Origin of the sequence: Solwaraspora sp. WMMD937, from assembly GCF_029581175.1 — a bacterium.
Taxonomy (GTDB): Bacteria; Actinomycetota; Actinomycetes; order Mycobacteriales; family Micromonosporaceae; genus Micromonospora_E.
On the sequence record NZ_CP120738.1, the window covers coordinates 3153667 to 3171479 of the forward strand.

16 protein-coding genes are annotated in these 17813 nt (G+C 71.2%); 8 read left to right on the forward strand and 8 right to left on the reverse strand.

Going from position 1 to position 17813, the window contains the following annotated elements:
• Nucleotides 1–3 precede the first annotated feature (3 nt).
• On the reverse strand, nt 4–876 hold the full coding sequence (locus tag O7621_RS13695; RefSeq protein ID WP_282234307.1) for a glycosyltransferase family 2 protein: 873 nt from the start codon (nt 874–876) through the stop codon (nt 4–6).
• Nucleotides 877–1346: 470 nt separating this feature from the next.
• Here O7621_RS13695 and O7621_RS13700 point away from each other — a divergent pair, with 470 nt between their 5' ends.
• Nucleotides 1347–3146: a glycoside hydrolase family 6 protein gene (locus tag O7621_RS13700; protein WP_282234308.1), complete on the forward strand. Its 1800-nt coding sequence runs from the start codon at nt 1347–1349 to the stop codon at nt 3144–3146.
• A gap of 113 nt (nt 3147–3259) precedes the next feature.
• Here O7621_RS13700 and O7621_RS13705 read toward each other — a convergent pair whose 3' ends face one another.
• The 3 genes from O7621_RS13705 to O7621_RS13715 form a co-directional block, all read right to left on the reverse strand.
• Complete coding sequence (locus O7621_RS13705; RefSeq protein ID WP_282234309.1) at nt 3260–3571, reverse strand: hypothetical protein; 312 nt, start codon at nt 3569–3571, stop codon at nt 3260–3262.
• A 166-nt stretch (nt 3572–3737) separates the two neighbouring features.
• Nucleotides 3738–4382, reverse strand: a complete 645-nt coding sequence (locus tag O7621_RS13710) for a hypothetical protein (RefSeq protein WP_282234310.1) — start codon at nt 4380–4382, stop codon at nt 3738–3740.
• 11 nt (nt 4383–4393) lie between these two features.
• Nucleotides 4394–5008, reverse strand: coding sequence for a hypothetical protein (locus tag O7621_RS13715; RefSeq protein WP_282234311.1), 615 nt, complete (start codon nt 5006–5008; stop codon nt 4394–4396).
• Between the two features lie 325 nt (nt 5009–5333).
• Between O7621_RS13715 and O7621_RS13720 the strand changes: the two genes are divergently transcribed.
• From O7621_RS13720 to O7621_RS13735, 4 genes are read left to right on the forward strand one after another with little or no spacing between them, the layout of a single operon-like run.
• A complete protein-coding gene (locus tag O7621_RS13720) occupies nt 5334–7850 on the forward strand; it encodes a nitrate- and nitrite sensing domain-containing protein (RefSeq protein ID WP_282234312.1) in 2517 nt (838 codons plus the stop codon).
• Between the two features lie 23 nt (nt 7851–7873).
• Nucleotides 7874–8272 carry a roadblock/LC7 domain-containing protein gene (locus O7621_RS13725; RefSeq protein ID WP_282234313.1) on the forward strand — a complete coding sequence of 133 codons (399 nt, stop codon included), beginning with the start codon at nt 7874–7876 and terminating at the stop codon, nt 8270–8272.
• Nucleotides 8262–8648: a DUF742 domain-containing protein gene (locus O7621_RS13730; protein WP_282234314.1), complete on the forward strand. Its 387-nt coding sequence runs from the start codon at nt 8262–8264 to the stop codon at nt 8646–8648. Before O7621_RS13725 ends, O7621_RS13730 begins: the two co-directional genes overlap by 11 nt.
• Nucleotides 8629–9231 carry an ATP/GTP-binding protein gene (locus O7621_RS13735; protein ID WP_278167549.1) on the forward strand — a complete coding sequence of 201 codons (603 nt, stop codon included), beginning with the start codon at nt 8629–8631 and terminating at the stop codon, nt 9229–9231. Before O7621_RS13730 ends, O7621_RS13735 begins: the two co-directional genes overlap by 20 nt.
• Here the strand turns inward: O7621_RS13735 and O7621_RS13740 are convergent.
• From O7621_RS13740 to O7621_RS13755, 4 genes are all read right to left on the reverse strand, one after another.
• On the reverse strand, nt 9210–9884 hold the full coding sequence (locus O7621_RS13740; protein WP_282234315.1) for an LUD domain-containing protein: 675 nt from the start codon (nt 9882–9884) through the stop codon (nt 9210–9212). The two genes, O7621_RS13735 and O7621_RS13740, sit on opposite strands and share 22 nt — an antisense overlap.
• Complete coding sequence (locus tag O7621_RS13745; protein ID WP_282234589.1) at nt 9877–11367, reverse strand: lactate utilization protein B; 1491 nt, start codon at nt 11365–11367, stop codon at nt 9877–9879. The genes O7621_RS13740 and O7621_RS13745 overlap by 8 nt, the downstream gene beginning before the upstream one ends.
• Nucleotides 11368–11435: 68 nt before the next feature.
• Nucleotides 11436–12170: a (Fe-S)-binding protein gene (locus tag O7621_RS13750; RefSeq protein ID WP_282234316.1), complete on the reverse strand. Its 735-nt coding sequence runs from the start codon at nt 12168–12170 to the stop codon at nt 11436–11438.
• 4 nt (nt 12171–12174) lie between these two features.
• The gene (locus O7621_RS13755) at nt 12175–12843 is read right to left on the reverse strand and encodes a GntR family transcriptional regulator (protein WP_282234317.1); all 669 of its coding nucleotides are present in this window, start codon (nt 12841–12843) and stop codon (nt 12175–12177) included.
• Nucleotides 12844–13010: 167 nt separating this feature from the next.
• On the opposite strand from O7621_RS13755, the gene O7621_RS13760 reads away from it, so the two are divergent.
• The 3 genes from O7621_RS13760 to O7621_RS13770 all read left to right on the forward strand — a co-directional run bounded on the left by O7621_RS13760 (nt 13011) and on the right by O7621_RS13770 (nt 17768).
• Nucleotides 13011–14081 carry a lactonase family protein gene (locus O7621_RS13760; RefSeq protein WP_282234318.1) on the forward strand — a complete coding sequence of 357 codons (1071 nt, stop codon included), beginning with the start codon at nt 13011–13013 and terminating at the stop codon, nt 14079–14081.
• A gap of 256 nt (nt 14082–14337) precedes the next feature.
• Nucleotides 14338–16041 carry a substrate-binding domain-containing protein gene (locus O7621_RS13765; protein WP_282234319.1) on the forward strand — a complete coding sequence of 568 codons (1704 nt, stop codon included), beginning with the start codon at nt 14338–14340 and terminating at the stop codon, nt 16039–16041.
• A 272-nt stretch (nt 16042–16313) separates the two neighbouring features.
• Entirely contained in the window at nt 16314–17768 is a 1455-nt protein-coding gene (locus O7621_RS13770; protein WP_282234590.1) for a sugar transferase, read from the forward strand.
• Nucleotides 17769–17813: the final 45 nt, after the last annotated feature.

Consider the following 17813-nt stretch of genomic DNA (forward strand, 5'->3'; position numbering starts at 1 on the left):
CGCTCAGCCCTCCTCGACGGTCACCGGTACGGTGGCGGTCCGCTGCCGGCGGTGCTGCCGGCGGGTCCGGCGCAGTCGGCGTTCGCGGCCGAACTCACTGAGGATGGTGCGCAGCACCCGGGTGCCGTCGCGCACCGTGTCGAGGTTGCTCTCGCCGTGAATCCGTAGGTGCTCGATGCTGGGCACCTCGGTGATCCGCAGCCCGTGGGCGGCGACCCGGACGTTGATCAACGTTTCGATCTCGAAACCGTCGCCCCACAGCTTGCTGCCGTCGGCGGGCCGGGGGGTGGTCGGGTCGGGCAGGTCCAGCGCTGGGACCACCCGTCGCCAGAAGGCGTTGTAGCCGTAGCACAGGTCGGTGAACCGGGTGCCGAACAGCAGGTTGACCATGCCGTTGAGGCCTTCGTTGCCGAGCCGGCGCAGCGGGGTGATGTCGTGGCTGCCGCCACCGGCGCGGAAGCGGGAACCCTTGGCGAAGTCGGCTCCGGCGAGCAGCGCGGCGACGAAGCGCGGGATCTCGGCCGGGTCGGTCGACCCGTCGGCATCGATCATCACCACGATGTCGCTGGTTGCGGCGGCGAAGCCGCAGGCGAGGGCGTTGCCCTTGCCGGTGCGGGTCTGCTGGACGATCCGCACCGCAGGCCAGAGTTCCCGGGCGACCTGCACCGTACGGTCGACCGAGCCGCCGTCGACGACGACGACCTCGTCGACGTCGCGGGGGAGCCGGGCGAAGACGTGCGGCAGGTTCCGTTCCTCGTTGATGGTGGGGATGACGACGGTCACCGACGGCAGGTGCGGGCCGTGCCCGGTCGGCGGTGGGGTCGGGTGCGGCGCTGGCAGCGTCGGGTGCAGGCGGGGGTTGGCGTAGACGGACATGCCGGTGTCCTCCGGGGGTGGGGGGAGGGTGCTGGACACCAGGCGACGCGGGGCCGTTCGCGAGCCGCCCGGACTGACTAGCGGTCCATCACCGGGGGTCAACAACCTGATATGCCGGTTATTTCGGGCGTCGCGCAGGTCGGTGGGCTGGGTCACATCCGACGTGGCGTGGTTGGTTCGACAAGGGCCGGCATCAGGGTGGCGCCGGGCGTGTGCGCTGAGCCGTGCCGGGTGGGTTCGTCACCGGCAGATTTCCGGGCGGTTGCGGTGGGAGCGTTCCCATGACATGATGATGATCGATTGGCGCTGCGGAGCCAGCCAAGCACACCTGTTTCGCCGAGGGCAACCGGATCTTCCGGCCGGCGATTCGACCGCCGAGTCGTCCATCCGACGACAGGTGGCGCACCGACCTCACCAGGGTCCCGGCCGACGTGCCGGTGACCAGTTATGTCGCGAGGAGACAACTCCGCATGAACCTGAACCCACTACGCGGCGCTGGGCGCTCGCGGATGCGTCGCGGGCTGTCCGCGGCCGCCGCGGTCGTACTCGGCTCCGGTGTGCTCGTGGTCGCGGCCACCCAGGCCAGCGCCGCGGCCGGGTGTCGTGTCAACTACTCGGTCAACCAGTGGAACACCGGATTCACCGCCAACCTGACCGTCACCAACCTCGGTGACCCGCTAAGCAGCTGGGCCCTGGAGTGGGACTACTCCGGCAACCAGCAGATCACCCAGGCGTGGAACAGTGAATTCACCCAGAGCGGCAACCGGGTGACTCTGCGCAATGCGCCGTGGAACGGTTCGCTGGGCACCAACGCCAGCGTCAACCCCGGCTTCAACGCGAGCTACTCCGGCACCAACACCGCGCCCACGGTGTTCCGGCTCAACGGCGTCGCCTGCACCGGTCAGGTTGTCGGCACCACGCCGCCGGCCACCACCGCGCCGCCGACGACTGCGCCGCCCACGACGGCCCCGCCGACGACCGCGCCCCCGCCCACCTCCCCGCCGCCGGGTGGGCCGCGGGTGGACAACCCGTACGTGGGTGCCGATGTCTACGTGAACCCGATCTGGAGTGCGAACGCGGCGGCTGAGCCGGGTGGTAGCCGGATCGCGGACGAGCCGACGGGTGTGTGGCTGGACCGCACGAGTGCGATCTACGGCAACAACAGCCCGACGACGGGTGACATGGGTCTGGCGGACCATCTGGACGAGGCGGTGCGGCAGGACGCGGCGAACGGTAGTCGTCCGTTGGTGTTCCAGGTGGTGATCTACAACCTGCCGGGTCGGGACTGTGCGGCGTTGGCGTCGAACGGTGAGTTGGGTCCGACGGAGATCGGCGCGTACCGGACGGAGTACATCGATCCGATCGCGGAGATCGTGGGTCGGGCGGAGTACCGGAATCTGCGGATCGTGGCGGTGATCGAGATCGACTCGCTGCCGAACCTGGTGACGAATGTGGGTTCCCGGGCGACGGCGACGCCTGAGTGTGACGTGATGCTGGCGAACGGCAACTACGTGACGGGTGTGGGTTACGCGATCTCGCAGCTGGGTGACGTGCCGAACGTGTACAACTACATCGACGCCGGGCATCACGGCTGGATCGGCTGGGAGGACAACTTCGGTCCGACGGCGCAGATCATCGCGCAGGCGGCGAACGCGTCGGGTGCGTCGCCGTCGGATGTGCACGGGTTCATCACGAACACGGCGAACTACTCGGCGTTGCGGGAGCCGTACATCACGGTGGACAGCAACACCCGCCAGTCGTCGTGGATCGACTGGAACAACTACAACGACGAGTTGACGTTCGCGCAGGCGTTCCGGCAGCGGTTGGTGCAGGCCGGGTTCCCGTCGAGCATCGGTATGCTGATCGACACGTCGCGTAACGGTTGGGGTGGTCCGGACCGTCCGACCGGTCCGAGCAACGCCACGGATGTGGACACCCGTGTCGACGAGTCGCGGATCGACCGGCGGTTCCAGAAGGGCAACTGGTGCAACCAGTCGGGTGCGGGTCTGGGTGAGCGTCCGACCGCGGCGCCCGCTTCGGGTATCGACGCGTACGTGTGGATCAAGCCGCCGGGTGAGTCGGACGGTTCGAGCTCGGAGATCCCGAACGACGAGGGTAAGGGTTTCGACCGGATGTGTGACCCGACGTACACGGGTAACCCGCGGAACAACAACAACATGAGTGGTGCCCTGCCGAACGCCCCGGTTTCCGGGCACTGGTTCTCGGCTCAGTTCCAGGAGCTGATGGCGAACGCGTACCCGCCACTGTGACAAGGCTGGACGCTCGACACTGAGCGGGGCCCGGTGCCGGACACGGCACCGGGCCCCGCCCCATTTCGGCCGTTGCCCCTGACGGGTCAGCGCTCAGGTCAGGGCACGGCAGGTCAGGGCACGGTGCGTTCGATCGCCGCGGCACCGTCGTGTTCCAGCTCCTGACGCGCCCGCTCCACCTGCTCCGGGCTCCCGTCACCACCCTTGGCCACCGCGAGGTCCTTGGCGTCCCACGGCTGCTCAGCACCGGTTCGCACCCTTGCCGGACCGGACTGGCCGTCCGGTGGCTGGAAGTCCGGACTGTCCTGCTCGGTGTCCGGGTCGGTGACCAGCAGCGGCACCGTGGTGTCGTCCTCGACCGCGGCGGCCACTGCCGGTTCTTCCTCCAGCGGCACCCGGCCGATCGCATTGTCCCGGTCCGTCATGGCTGCCCCCTCCCGTCGGAGCCTTCGAGGCGCCGGGTACCCGGGGCAGGGGCGAATATGCGCGGGCGCCGCCCGGCGGAAACGCGCGACCTCCGGCGCAGCTGGCGCCGGAGGCCGCAGAGATCGGGAGGCTCAGGTCTGGCGACGGCTCAGTTCGACCGACGGCTCAGATCGACAGCACCCGGTCCAGCAGATCCCGGTAGCGGCGGACCGCCATCCGCAGTTGCTCGGTGTCCTCCGGACCGGCGTCGGTCCACCCGCCGAGTTCGTCGCGCTGCGCGGTCAGCGCCGCGGTGACTGCCTCGACGGCCTCGGTCACCAGGTTCTGTGCCTCGCCCGCCGCGGCGTGCGGGTCGTCGACGAAGCGCAGCTGCACGTCGCGCCACCGGTCCCGGAACGCGTCTGCCTGCTCCGTCCCGAAGATCCCCTTTGGGGAAGAACCCGGGTCGGGCGTCCGGTCGGCGGTGGCGGTCGGCTCCGGCTGCCCGGTCTGCTCCGGTTCGCCGCCGTCGCCTACCTGTACGGTGTCGTCGTCGCTGGGGTCGCGCGGCTCGTGTAGCCGCTCCGGGCCGGCCATCGCCGAGGCCGCGACCGCGCCGCCGACAGTGGCGGCGCCGAACGCGGTCGGCTGTTCGACCGGCTCGTGGTGGACCGGCTCGTTCCGCTCGGGCGTCTCCACGCCGGAGATGACCTCGGTACGGTCCGGGTCCACGTACCCGTCGCGGCCGTGACCGGCGTCCGGCCGGCCCGGTCCGCCGTGCGAGGTGATGACCTCGGTACGTTCGTCGTGCCACTGATCGGTGCGGGTCATGATGTCTCTCCTCAGCGGGTCGAAGCTTCCGTCGGGGTCGAGGCTTGCTCGGTCGGGGTCGAGGCTTGCTCGGTCGGGGCCGCGGTGGGCACGGGATCCTCGCCGAGTAGCTCTGCGAAGAGCGCCCGGTAGTGCACCACCGCCTGACGCAACTGCTCGGTGCTCGCCTCCCCGCGCTCGTTGGCCAGATGGATCTCGTGCGCCTCGCGGTACCTGCCGAGCGTACGGGCGTGCTCCACGGAGAGCTGAGCCACCTGCTCGTCGTAGTCCCCGGTCGGGTAGCCGAGTTCGGCGATCAGCCGGGTGAGCAGTTCGTCGGCGTCGCCGACTGCGGCGCCGGGCGCGTCGACGAACCGGGTCTGCACGTCGGCCCAGGCGGCGGCGTAGCGGGCACGGGACGTTCCGGACAGCGGAGTCAGGGTCAACTCGGCGTGCCGGCGTTCCCGCTGCCGGAGCTCGCGCTCGGCGGCGCTGCGGCTGTCCTGCTCGGCGACGACCCGGTCGTACTCCGGACCGAAGGTGCCACGCAGGTCGTGGCGCCGCCGCCACCGGGTCCAGAGCAGGGCGAGCGCCGCGAGCACGACGAGAAGTACGGCGGCGATGAGGACGATCTCGATGGGCGACATGGTTGTTCCTCCTTCTCACCCTGGTATTCCCGCTCGACCCGGATCCTCAATCCAGGTTTGTCACATCTCCTTGACGATCTCGTCGGCATCTGATCCGGATCGCTCGCCGGGATGGTCCGCTGCAGGTCGCGACGAGGACCGTGGATGCTGCCGCTTTCGGTACGCTCCGTGCCCACAATCGACCGCTGAGTGCCTCTGGTAGTGCCTGAGCCGTTAATTACGTATCCTTCCGGAGGCGCCGGACGCGACTGACCATCCACTCACCCGGACCGGTCGGTTCGCATCCGCCGCGCCAGCTCAGCCACCACCGCGCCGGCGAGGTCTGATGAATACCCGCAACTGGTCGATCCGCTCGAAGATCGTTGCGCTGGTCGCTGTCCCGATCGCCGCGCTGCTGGCGCTGTGGATCTTCGCGACGTCGTTGACCGTCGGCCCGGCACTGAGCCTGCTGGGTGCCCAGGCACTGCTCGACGACGTCGGCCGCCCCGGCGAGGCGGTGGTGGCCGAGCTGCAGCGGGAACGCCGACTCTCCGTGGTGTACCTGTCCCGCGCCGAGGGGCAGAACGCGCTGCGCGCCGGTGACCTGCGGCAGTTGCGCGACCAGTGGAAGGCCACCGACGCGGCGGTCGACGAGTTCCAAAGCTCTGCTCGCGGCGACGAACCGCCGGCGGATCCGTCTGTGCTGGACGAGCGGATCGCGGCGACCCTGTCCGAGTTGGAGCTGCTGCCGTCCGGCCGGGGGTTCATCGAGCGTCGGGAGATGGACGCAGCCGGCGCGCTGGGCCTGTACAGCGGCATCGTCGACACCGCGTTTCAGATGTTCGGGGCGTTGGCCGGGCTGCCGGACAACGAGATCAACCGCCAGGCGCGGGCGTTGACCGACATCGGGCTGGGCCGCGACCTGCTCGGCCGGACCGACGCTCTGCTCGCCGGGGCCTTCGCCGCCGGTGAGCTGACCTCCGCCGGCCACCTGCAGTTGGTGCAGATCGTCGCCAACCAGCGGTTGCTGTTCGACCGGGCGGTGGCCGAGCTGCCCGACCCGGACAGCCGGGCCTACCACCAGCTCGCCGCCGGCGACGACTACACCGGGCTACGGCAGATGCAGGACACGCTGATCGCCGGTGGGCCCACTGAGGACGGGCTGCCGGTATCCGAGTCCAGATGGCGGGGCAGCTACCAGTTGGTCCAGGAGCAGCTGCGCGACTTCGAGCTGCTCGCCGCCGACGCGCTGACCGAACGCAGCATGCCGACCGCGATCGCCATTCTGGCCCGACTCGCCGCAGCCGGACTGGTCGGCCTGGCCGCGGTGATCGTCTCCGTGGTCATCTCGCTGCGGGTCGGCCGGTCGCTGATCCACCGGCTGACCGGGCTGCGCGCCGCCGCCCTGGAGCTGGCCGGCGAGCGGCTGCCCGGGGTGGTCGCCCGGCTACGCCGCGGCGAGGACGTCGACGTCGTCACCGAAGCCCCGCCGCTGGAGTACGGCGCCGACGAGATCGGCCAGGTCGGGCACGCGTTCAGTGAGGTGCAGCGGACCGCCGTACGATCGGCCGTCGAGGAGGCGGCGCTGCGTCGTGGGCTGAACGAGACGTTTCTCAACATCGCCCGACGCAGCCAGACGCTGCTGCACCGGCAGCTGGCCGTACTGGACCGGATGGAACGGCGCAGCACCGACCCGACGGAGCTGGAGGATCTGTTCCGGGTCGACCACATGGCGACCCGGATGCGCCGGCACGCGGAGGACCTGGTGATCCTCGCGGGAGCGGCACCGGGCCGGGGATGGCGCAACCCGGTGCCGATGGTCGACGTGATCCGGGGCGCCGTCTCCGAGGTCGAGGACTACGCCCGGGTGCACGTCACGACCGTGGAGGCCGCGGCGGTCGCCGGCCGGGCCGTGGGCGACGTCATCCACCTGCTGGCCGAGCTGATCGAGAACGCCACCTCCTTCTCGCCGCCGCAGACCCGGGTCACCGTTATCGGGCAGAGCCTGCCCAACGGGTACGCGGTCGAGGTTGAGGATCGGGGTCTCGGCATGGAGCCGGACGCGATCGAAGACGCCAACCAGCGCCTCGCCGAGCCGCCGAACTTCGACCCGCACAACAGCGCCCGGCTCGGCCTGTTCGTTGTCGCCCAGTTGGCGGCCAAGCACGGCGTACGGGTCCGGCTCCGGCCGTCACCGTTCGGCGGGATCACCGCCGTCACGCTGATCCCGGCGGAGCTGGTGGTGCCCGAGTCCGAGGTGCTGGCGCTGCCGTCCGGTCGGCCACCTACCGCACTGACCACGGTCCGGCAGACTCCCGCGCCGGACGCGCTGGCCACCCCCCGCCCGAGCCCCGAGCCCGCAGCGGAGCCGACCGGGGTTCAGCTGCCGTCCCGCCGCCGTCCCACCACCCTGCCGACCCGGCGGTCCAACGGCGCCGGCGCGACCACCGAGGACGGCCTGCCGCGCCGGGTACGCCAGTCCAGCCTGGCGCCCCAACTGCGCCAGGCGCCCGATTCGTCCGGGGCCGACGGTCAGCCGCTGCGGGAAGCCCCGCAACGGTCCCCGCAGGAGGTGCGGTCCCTGATGTCCGCGTTGCAGGCGGGAACCGCCCGAGGCCGGCAGGCGGCCGGCCTGCCGGCGGCCTCGCAGCCGGATGGCGCCGGCGACACGACGCCGATCGTCGACGGCGGCCCGGTGCTGCCGGTCGGCGACGGCACCCCCGGTTCCGGCGACGAGCCGGCTTCCGTGGCATCGGAACCGTCCCCGACCGGGTCGACCGGCCCGGTCCGGGGCACCGCGACTCCGCCTCCGGGCGCGGTGCTGCCGCCCCCGGCGACGGAAGAGTCGGAGAGGGAGCTGTAGCTGTGCATACCATGCGGCATGCGATGAACCTCGACTGGCTGCTCGACGACCTCGTCGACCGGGTCCCGACCGCGCAGCAGGCCGTCGTGCTCTCCGCCGACGGCCTGCTGATGGGCGCGTCGCGAGGGCTGACCCGGGAGGGTGCCGAGCACATGGCGGCGATGGCCGCCGGCTTCCAGAGCCTCGCCAAGGGTGCCAGCCGGCACTTCGGGTCGGGCCCGGTACGGCAAACCGTGATCGAGATGGAGTCGGCGTACCTGTTCGTCACCGCAGCCGGGCACGGGGCCTGCCTGGCGGTGCTCAGCGCGGCCGACGCGGACATCGGCCTGATCGCGTACGAGATGGCGATGCTGGTCACCAGGGTCGGGCAGACTCTCAGCACGCCGAGCCGGACACCGGCGGCGCAATCCGATGCGGGGTGACCCGGCCGGACCCCACGACTGGCTGGACTCAGACGCCGGCCCGGTGGTCCGTCCGTACGCGGTGACCGGTGGCCGGGTGCAGCCGACCGGTGCCACCTTCGACCTGCTGGCCTTCGTGGTGGCGAAAGCCCCGGAGGGCGTCGGCGCCGAAGTTGCGCTGCAGCCGGAACATCGGCGCATCGTCGGGCTGGCCCAGCAGCCGGTCTCGGTCGCCGACCTGGCGGCCGACCTTGATCTCGCGCTCGGTGTGGTCCGGGTCCTGCTCGGGGACCTGCTCGCCGCCGGACTGATCGCCCTCTACGAACCCCCGGCTTCGGCCGCTCACCCCCACGACGACATACTCAAGGCGGTGGTCAATGGACTCCGTGCGCTCTAACCGGCATCAGCCCTCTCGGCGGGTCCCACTCGCGCTGAAGATACTCATCGCGGGCGGTTTCGGCGTCGGGAAGACCACCCTGGTCGGCGCAGTCAGTGAGATCCGGCCGCTGCAGACCGAGGAGGTGCTGACCAGCGCCAGCCTGGGCACCGACGACACGTCCTGGGTGGAGGGCAAGAACACCACGACCGTCGCGATGGACTTCGGCCGGATCACCATCAACGATGATTTGCAGGTCTATCTGTTCGGTACGCCGGGGCAGGACCGGTTCTGGTTTCTCTGGGACGAGTTGGCGTTCGGCGCGCTCGGTGCGGTGGTGCTGGCCGACACCCGCCGGCTCGCCGACTGTTTCCCGTCGGTCGACTACTTCGAACAGCGGGGTACGCCGTTCGTGGTCGGGGTCAACTGCTTCGAAGGGGCGCAGCAGTTCAGTCAGGACTCGGTGCGCCGTGCGCTGGACCTCGACCCGGACGTGCCGATCGTGCTGTGCGACGCCCGCAACCGTGGCTCGGGCAAGACGGTGCTGATCGCGTTGGTCGAGCATGTGGCGTACCTGCGCGGTCAGCCGGTGCCGGCGGGCTGACCTGCCGCCGGTTGCCGGCCGGTGTCGACCAGCACGACGTCCAGCCGGCGCGGCCCGTGCACCCCTTCCACCCGGTTCAGCTCGATGTCGCTGGTGGCGGACGGCCCGGAGATCAGCGTGATCGGTCGGGTCGGGTCGGCCAGCCGGGCTAGCGCAGCCGGTACCTCGGCCACCACCTGGTCGGTCCGGACCACACAGACGTGGTGGTCGGGCACCAGGGTGAGCCGGCGCGGACCCTGCGCCGGCCCGGTGTCCAGCAGCACCGTCCCGGTCCGGCCGATCGCCACCGCGCAGCCGGTCAGCGCGGCCAGGCCGGGCTGGTCCAGGTCGGTGACGGACAGCGGTCGGGTCGGGCCGTCGCGTAGTACCTCTGCGGTGCAGCCGCCCAGCCAGCCGTCCGGCAGGTCCGGCGGCACCGCGACCCGGCGTACTCCGGTGAGTACCTCGGCGATCAGGTCGGCCAACCGGTCCGGGACGCACCGGTGCACCGTCGCCCGGTAGTCGAGCAGCCGGTCCACCAACAGAGCCACCGGGTCCGCGCCGGTCGGGTCCGCGCCGGCGGTCCGGTATCCGCGTGGCACCGGAACCGGTGCCGGCTGGTGGTCCCGCGCCGTCCGCAACCGGGCCAGGATCTCGGTACGGGCGTCAGCCACCGGGTGGCCTCCCGTCCTCGTGCGGTCCGGCGCTGTCGTCCTGCGGTCCGGTCCGGTCGTCGGAGCGGGTCAGCCACCAGTCACGGAAACTCTGCCGGGGTGGCACCGGTGCGTCCCGGCTCGCCGTCCAACCGGCCAGCGGCCACGGCAGTCGGCGGACCGTGCCGCGCCGCCCGGCGACCAGCCGTACCGGGGCGGCGGCCCGCCGGGCGGCGCGCAGCGCGGCGGCGTACCGTCGGCGGTCGCGCATCACCCAGGACATCGCGCCCATCGCGGCGCGCTCGGCGGACGGGCGCCAGCGGACCTCGTCGACCCCACGCTGGCGCAGGTGCACCAGCACCTGCGGGATGTCGATGCGTACCGGGCAGGCGTCGAAGCAGGCACCGCAGAGGGTCGAGGCGAACGGCAGGGTCCGGTTGGCGCCGGCCCGGGGGCCGGTCAGCTGTGGGGAGAGGATCGCCCCGATCGGCCCCGGGTATATCGAGCCGTACGCGTGGCCACCCACCCGCTCGTAGACCGGGCAGACGTTCAGGCAGGCGGAGCAGCGGATGCAGCGCAGCGCCTGGCGGCCGACCGGGTCGGCCAGGGTGTCGGCCCGACCGTTGTCGAGCAGCACGATGTGCAGCTGCTGCGGCCCGTCGCCGGGGGTCACCCCGGTCCACATCGAGGTGTACGGGTTCATCCGTTCGCCGGTCGACGAACGCGGCAGCAGCTGCAGGAAGATCTCCAGGTCCTGGAAGGTCGGGACGATCTTCTCCACCCCGACCACCGAGATCATCGTCTGCGGCAGAGTCAGGCACATCCGTCCGTTGCCCTCGGACTCGACCACCACGAGGGTGCCGGTGCGTGCCACGGCGAAGTTCGCCCCGGAGATCGCCACTCGCGCGGAGAGGAACCGTTCCCGCAGGTGGCGGCGGGCCGCCTCGGCCAGCGCCGGCGGGTCGTCGGTGAGGGTGGTCAGGTCGACACCGGGCATCCGGCGGGCGAAGATCTCCCGGATCTGCGTCCGGTTGTAGTGGATCGCCGGGACCAGGATGTGCGACGGCGTGTCGCCGGCCAGCTGGACGATGAGCTCGGCGAGGTCGGTCTCGATCGCTTCGATGCCGGCCGCCGCGAGGGTCTCGTTGAGCCCGATCTCCTGGGTGACCATTGATTTGATCTTGACGACCTGGTCGGCGCCGGTCCGCCGGACCAGGTCGGTCACCACCCGGCCCGCTTCGGCCCCGTCCCGCGCCCAGTGCACCTGGGCCCCGGCGGCGGTGGCCGCCGCCTCGAACTCCTCGAGCAGCTCGGGCAGGCGGGCCAGCACGTCGTCCTTGACCGCCGCCCCGGCGACCCGCAGCGCCTCCCAGTCCGGCAGCTCGGCGACCATCCGCTCCCGCTTGCCCCGGATGGTGCGGGTGGCCCGGTGCAGGTTGGCCCGCAGCTGGGCGTTGCCCAGCTCGCGGGCCGCCGCGGTGGGGAACGGCAGCCGGGCGGTCACGTTGCCGGTGCCGCTGTTGTCGCCGGTGCCGCTGTCGTCGCCGGTGCCGCTGTCGTCGCTGGTGCTGATCAATTCGGCTCCTCTGCCGTGCCGGCCAGGATCTGCGCGTAGTGCACCGCCCGTACCGGGTTGCCGGACCGGGTCAGCCCGCCGCCGATATGGGCCAGGCACGAGTTGTCGGCCGCCGCAAGGTAGCGGGCGCCGGTGCCGCGTACCGCCCGGCACTTGTCGGCCAGCATGGCGCTGGAGACGGCGGCGTTGCGCATCGCGAAGGTGCCGCCGAAACCGCAGCACTCCTCGGCGTCCGGCAGGTCGCGCAGGTCGATCCCGCGGACCGCGCGCAGCAGCCGCAGCGGCCGGTCGCCCAGCCGCAGCATCCGTAGCCCGTGGCAGGTCGGGTGGTAGGTGACCGGGTGCGGGAAGGTGGCTCCGACGTCGGTGACGCCGAGCACGTCGACCAGCATCTCGGACAGTTCGTACACCCGGGGGCGTAGCTCGTCGACCGCGGCGGCGAGCGCCGGGTCGTCGGCGGCCAGTCGCGGGTACGCGTCGCGGACCATCGCCACGCACGAACCGGACGGCGCGACCACCACCGAGTGGTCACGGAACGTCTCGACGAACCGGCGGACCAGGGGTATCGCCTCGGCCCGGTATCCGCTGTTGCCGTGCAGTTGCCCGCAGCAGCTCTGGTCGAGCGGAAAGTCGACAGTGTGCCCGAGCCGCTCCAGCAACTGCACGACCGCCCGTCCGGTGCCCGGATAGAGCACGTCGTTGACGCAGGTGACGAAGAGCGCGACACGCATCGGGTCAGCCCTGCCGGAAGAAGGGGAGGTGGCGTTGCCGGGCGGCGAGCAGATGCTCGCGTACCGCTGTCTCTGCCCGGTCCGGATCGCCGGACGCCACCGCGTCGACGATCCGGTGGTGTTCGGCCCCGCTGGTGCGGTAGTGGGTCGGCGGGAAGTGCAGCCGGAACAGGTGCAGGTGCGGCCGGAGGCGGACGACCGCGTCGTGCAGCATCCGGTTGCCGGACTGTTCGGCGAGCAGGTTGTGGAACCGGGCGTCCTGGGCGGTGAAGGCGGCGATGCTCGCGTAGCCCTGCGCGCCGGGTACCGGACCGGGCAGGTCGGCGGCCTCGCGGAGCAGACCGAGGACGGCCGGTTCGGCGGTCGCTGACCGGCCGGCGGCCCGTCGGGCGGCGGCGGTTTCCAGGACCAGCCGCATCTCGACGAGTTCGTCGAACTCCTCGCGGGTAAGCAGTGGCGTGGCGGTGTATCCGACCAGTGGGCGCTTGCGGACCAGCCCGTCGGCTTCCAGCCGGGCGAGCGCCTCGCGCACCGGGGTGGGCGAGACCTGCAGGTCGCGGGCCAGAGCGTCGATGTTGATCCGGGCGCCCGGGGCGACCACGTGGTCCATCACCTGGGCGCGGACGGTCTCGTACACGTCGTCGGTGAGGGTGAGACGACGCGCTGGCCGCACGGGACCCTCCTCGGTGCTCAACCCGCGGGCCGTCGACCCTGGTTGCCTGGCCCGGCAGCGGGTAGATCAAAGATCCTATAGGATCGTTCGGATTGAATCGAGCGTCCGACGTCGGCGGCCCGGGTTTCGGCCGAGCCGGGCCGACGCGGACGGCGGAAGGGAGTCCGGTGCGCGTAGCGGAGCCGAATCCGGCGGCAGACACGATCTACCTCGGCTGCTACACGGCCGAGGGCGGTGGCAACGGAGCCGGGGTGGTAGTTGCCCGACGGGATCCGGCGACCGGCCAGCTCAGCGGGCCCACTCTGGCCGCCGAGTGCGCATCGCCGTCGTTCCTCGCCCGGCACCCGCACCGTCCGGTGCTGTACGCGGTCAACGAGCTGGACGAGGGCACCGTCAGCGCCTGGTCGGTGCACGGCGACCGACTGCGTCCGCTGGGTAGTCGGTCCACCGGCGGGTCGAGCCCGTGTCACCTGGCGTTCGCCGCGACGGGTGGGCATCTGGTCAGCGCGAACTACGTCAGCGGCAGCGTCGCGGTGCATCCGGTCGACGACGACGGGGCGCTACTGCCGCGTACCGATCTGCAGACGCATTCGGGCGCCGGGCCCCGACCCGACCGGCAGGAGGGTCCGCACGCCCACATGGTCTCCCCGGACGCGGCCGGTGCCGGGCTCTACGTCGTCGACCTGGGTACTGACGCCGTGCACCGCTACCTGCTCGACCCGGCTACCGGCACGCTGACCGAGCCGGACCCGGCTGTCGCGGCGACGCCGGGCAGCGGGCCTCGGCATCTCGCCCGGCACCCTGACGGCCGGTGGGCGTACCTGGTGGGGGAGCTGGATGCCAGCGTGACGGCGTACGAGATCGACGGGGCCGGCGGGCTGACCGAGCGGGCCCGGGTGCCGGCGAGTAGGTCGTCCGGCGGTGCGGCCGGCGGTGCGCAGCCCGCCGAGATCGCGGTCGGGCGGGGCGGCCGGTTCCTCTACGTCGCCAACCGCGGCCCGGACACCGTCGCGGTCTTCTCGCTGGCCGTCCCCGACCAGCCGAGGTACCTCGCCGAGGTGCCCACCGGCGGCCACTGGCCGCGTCACTTCGCGATCGTCGGCGATCATCTGTACGTCGCCAACGAGAGGTCGGGCTCGGTGGGCGTGTTCGTGATCGACTCCTCCGACGGGATGCCGACCCCGGTCGGTGACCCGGTCCCGGTGCCGACACCGACCTGCGTACTGCCGGGTTTCTGAGGACTGTGCGGCTGATGTCCGTCCCATGCCGGCGCGGGCTGTTTGTCCAGGCAGACAGGGTCCTGCCGGTCTTCTCGAAACGTACGGAAGCGGCGCGGCTACCTGAAGTCACCAATTTCCATTCAAGTGTTTCTCCTCCGTAACTTTCGTCCGAACGTACCTGGCACAGCGGCCTGCGCATCCGGAGTATGGGACCGTGCCAGGCCGCCATCGAATGCGACGTCGAGTTCGCGGAGCCAGCGCCATCGCAGCGGCGATGGCGCTGGTCGTCGTCACCGCCGGGGTCTGGTTCGGCTCCCAACGTCTCACCGCCGAGTCCTGCTCCGGGGCGCTGCCGTTGGTCGTCTCCGCCGCGCCGGAGATCGCGCCCGCCGTGCAGGCGGCGGCGGACCAGTGGCGGGCCGAGGGCGGCGCGGTCGGGGACACCTGCGTCGCGGTCGAGGTCACCGCATCCGACCCGGTCGACGTGGCCGCTGTGGTGGCCGGGCAGCACGGTGTCGCGCTGGCCGGGGTCGGCCAGGCCAGCGGTACGGCGATTGCGCCGGACGTGTGGGTGCCCGATTCGTCCACCTGGCTGCTCCGGCTGAGTTCACTGGCCCCCGGGTTCACCCCGGCCAACAACGAGTCGGTGGCCCGCAGCCCGGTGGTGGTCGCGATGCCCGAGCCGGTGGCGACCAACCTGGGCTGGCCCGACCAGCAGCTGACCTGGACCGACCTGCTGCAGCAGATCACCACCGGCACCGAGCTGCGGACCGGCATCGTCGAACCGACCCGGGACGCCGCCGGCCTGTCCGGCCTGCTCGCCCTCGGTGAGGCGGCCGGCGAGGCGGGAGCGAACGCCCAGCAGGCGACCACGGCGGCGCTGCGCGCCCTGGCCACCGGCCGGTCCGCGCTGCGGGAGGACCTGATCGCCCGCTTCCCCCGCTCGGCCGACCCAGCGTCGGTCGCCTCCGCGCTCGGCGCCGCCGCCCTGTCCGAGGAGGACGTGATCGAGTACAACGCCGCGCAGCCGCCAATCGCGCTCGCAGCGCTGTACCTGGAACCGGCGCCGATGTCGCTCGACTACCCGTACGCGGTGCTGCCGGGTGCCGACCCGGCGACAGCCGCGGCGGCGGCCAACTTCTACTCGGTGCTGACCGGTGCCGGGTTCCGGAACCGGCTCGGTGATCAGGGGCTACGGGCGCCGGACGGCACCTGGGGTGCCGGCTTCAGCGCCCCTCAGGGAGCGCCCAGTCCGGCCGGCACCGCACCGGCTACCGTCACCCCGGACTCCGGCGGTACGGCGGCCGGCGGCCTGGACCCGGTGGTGATCGACCGGACCCTCGCGACCTGGACGTCGGTCACCCTGCCCGCTCAGATGCTCGCGGTGATCGACGTCTCCGGTTCGATGCTGGAGCCGGTGCCCACCGCGAACAACGTCACCCGCGCCGACCTCACCCGGGAGGCGGCCCGCCGAGGGCTCAGTCTGTTCGACGATTCGTGGGCCCTCGGACTGTGGATCTTCTCCACTCAGCTGGACGGCGAGCAGGACTGGCGGGAACTCGTACCGATCAGCCCGTTGAGTAGCCGTCGGGCGGAGCTGGAAGCGTCGCTGTCGGAGGTCGTGCCGAAGCGAAACGGAAATACCGGTTTGTACGACACGACGCTCGCCGCTTATCTGACGGTGCAGGACGAATGGGCAGCCGGGCGTGTCAACTCGGTGGTGATCTTCACTGATGGTAGGAACGAGGACGACAGCGGGTTGACCCAGGATGAGCTGTTGGCCGAGCTGGCCGAGGCGGCTGATCCACAGCGGCCCATCCAGGTGATCTACGTTGGCATCGGCGACGGGGTGAGTCAGGAGGAACTGGAGTCGATCACCAATACCACCGGCGGCGGGGTGTTCGTAACCGAGGATCCGGCCAACATCGGTGACATCTTGCTCAAGGCGATCGCTCTCCGCCCGACAACCGTGCGCTGAGTCGGTGATGTGGCGGTTCGAGGGGTTTTGTCGAGCCACCGAGTGACTGAGGGTTGTGAAATGGCTCCATATTGTACCTCTATTGTGGAAGCCCTCTGGCCGACTGACGGTAATCTGTCGCAAGCTTCGGCCGTGCCGGACGGTGGGCCAAGATATCGGGGTGCCGTGGCACCACCGGTACCAACGACGGGCCAGCGAGGTGCCCGGGGTCTGCGTCGACTCGAGCAAGCTGGGGAGGGCTAGTGACGTCGGCGACTTTGGTCAACGCTGCGGTGGTGCAACCGGACTCCACACCGGGAGCGCCCACCGCAGTGCTGCACGCGCGACAGCGTGCCTACATTCGGGCGATCGCCGCCCTTGACATCGGCGTGCTCTGCGCCGCCGTGCTGGCCGGCTACCTGGTGCGTTTCGGTGCCGAGGAAGCCACCGGAGCGGATCTACCCTACGTCCTGACGACCCCCTGCCTGATGATCGCGTGGCTGGCCTCGCTGAAGTTGCTGCGCTGCTACGACGACCGGGTGCTCGGCTACGGCGCCGACGAGTACCGGCGGGTGATCACTGCCAGCCTGCGGCTGGCCGGCACCGTGGCGATCATCGGCTACGTCGCCAACGTCGGGATCAGCCGAGGCTTCCTGGCGGTGGCCTTCGCGGTCGGCACCGTCGGTCTGGTCGCCGGCCGGTTCGGCGCCCGCAAGTACCTGCACCGCCAGCGGGCCACCGGGACGGGGTGGTTCCGCAAGGTGCTGGTGGTCGGGGACACCCCGCACGTGCTGGAGCTGGTGCACACGCTGCGGCGGGAGCCGTACGCGGGCTACCGGGTGGTCGGTGCCTGCATCCCGGACGCGCTGCTGGCCCCGGTGCCGCAGCGGCTCGGTGACGTGCCGGTCGCCGGTTCGTTCCGCAACATCCCGGACGCCGCTGCCGCCACCGGTGCCGACACCGTCGCGGTCACCGCGTCCGGGGAGCTGACCGCCACCCGGCTGCGCCGGCTCGGCTGGCAACTGGAGGGTACCGGCATCGACCTGGTGCTGGCCCCGGCGCTGACCGACGTGGCCGGTCCGCGGATCCACACCCGGCCGGTCGCCGGGCTGCCGCTGATCCACGTCGAGGCACCCGAGTTCCGAGGCACCCGCAAGCTGGTCAAGGGCTTCGTCGACCGGTCGGTGTCGCTGCTGGCGGTGACCCTGCTGCTGCCGGTCCTGACCCTGCTCGCCCTGGCGATCAAGATCGACAGCCGGGGCCCGGTCATCTTCAAGCAGGTCCGGGTCGGCCAGGGCGGGCGGGAGTTCCACGTCTACAAGTTCCGCACGATGGTGGTCGACGCCGACAAGCTGCTCGCCGAGCTGGCGGCCAAGAACGAGACCGACGGGCTGATGTTCAAGATGCGCGACGACCCGCGCATCACCCGGGTCGGCAGGTTCCTGCGCAAGTACTCGCTCGACGAGCTGCCACAGCTGGCAAACGTGCTGTTCGGCCACATGAGCCTGGTCGGTCCGCGACCGCCGCTGCCGTCGGAGGTGGCCCGCTATGACGGAGACGTCGCCCGCCGGCTGCTGGTCAAGCCTGGAATGACCGGCCTGTGGCAGGTCAGCGGCCGGTCCGACCTGTCCTGGGAGGACGGCATCCGGCTCGACCTCTACTACGTGGAGAACTGGTCGCTGGCCAGCGATCTGACCATCCTGTGGAAGACCTTCGGCGCGGTCGTCAACGGCCGCGGCGCGTACTGACCTGGGGCGCGGTACTCACTTCGGCTACGGGCGGGCTCTGCTGGC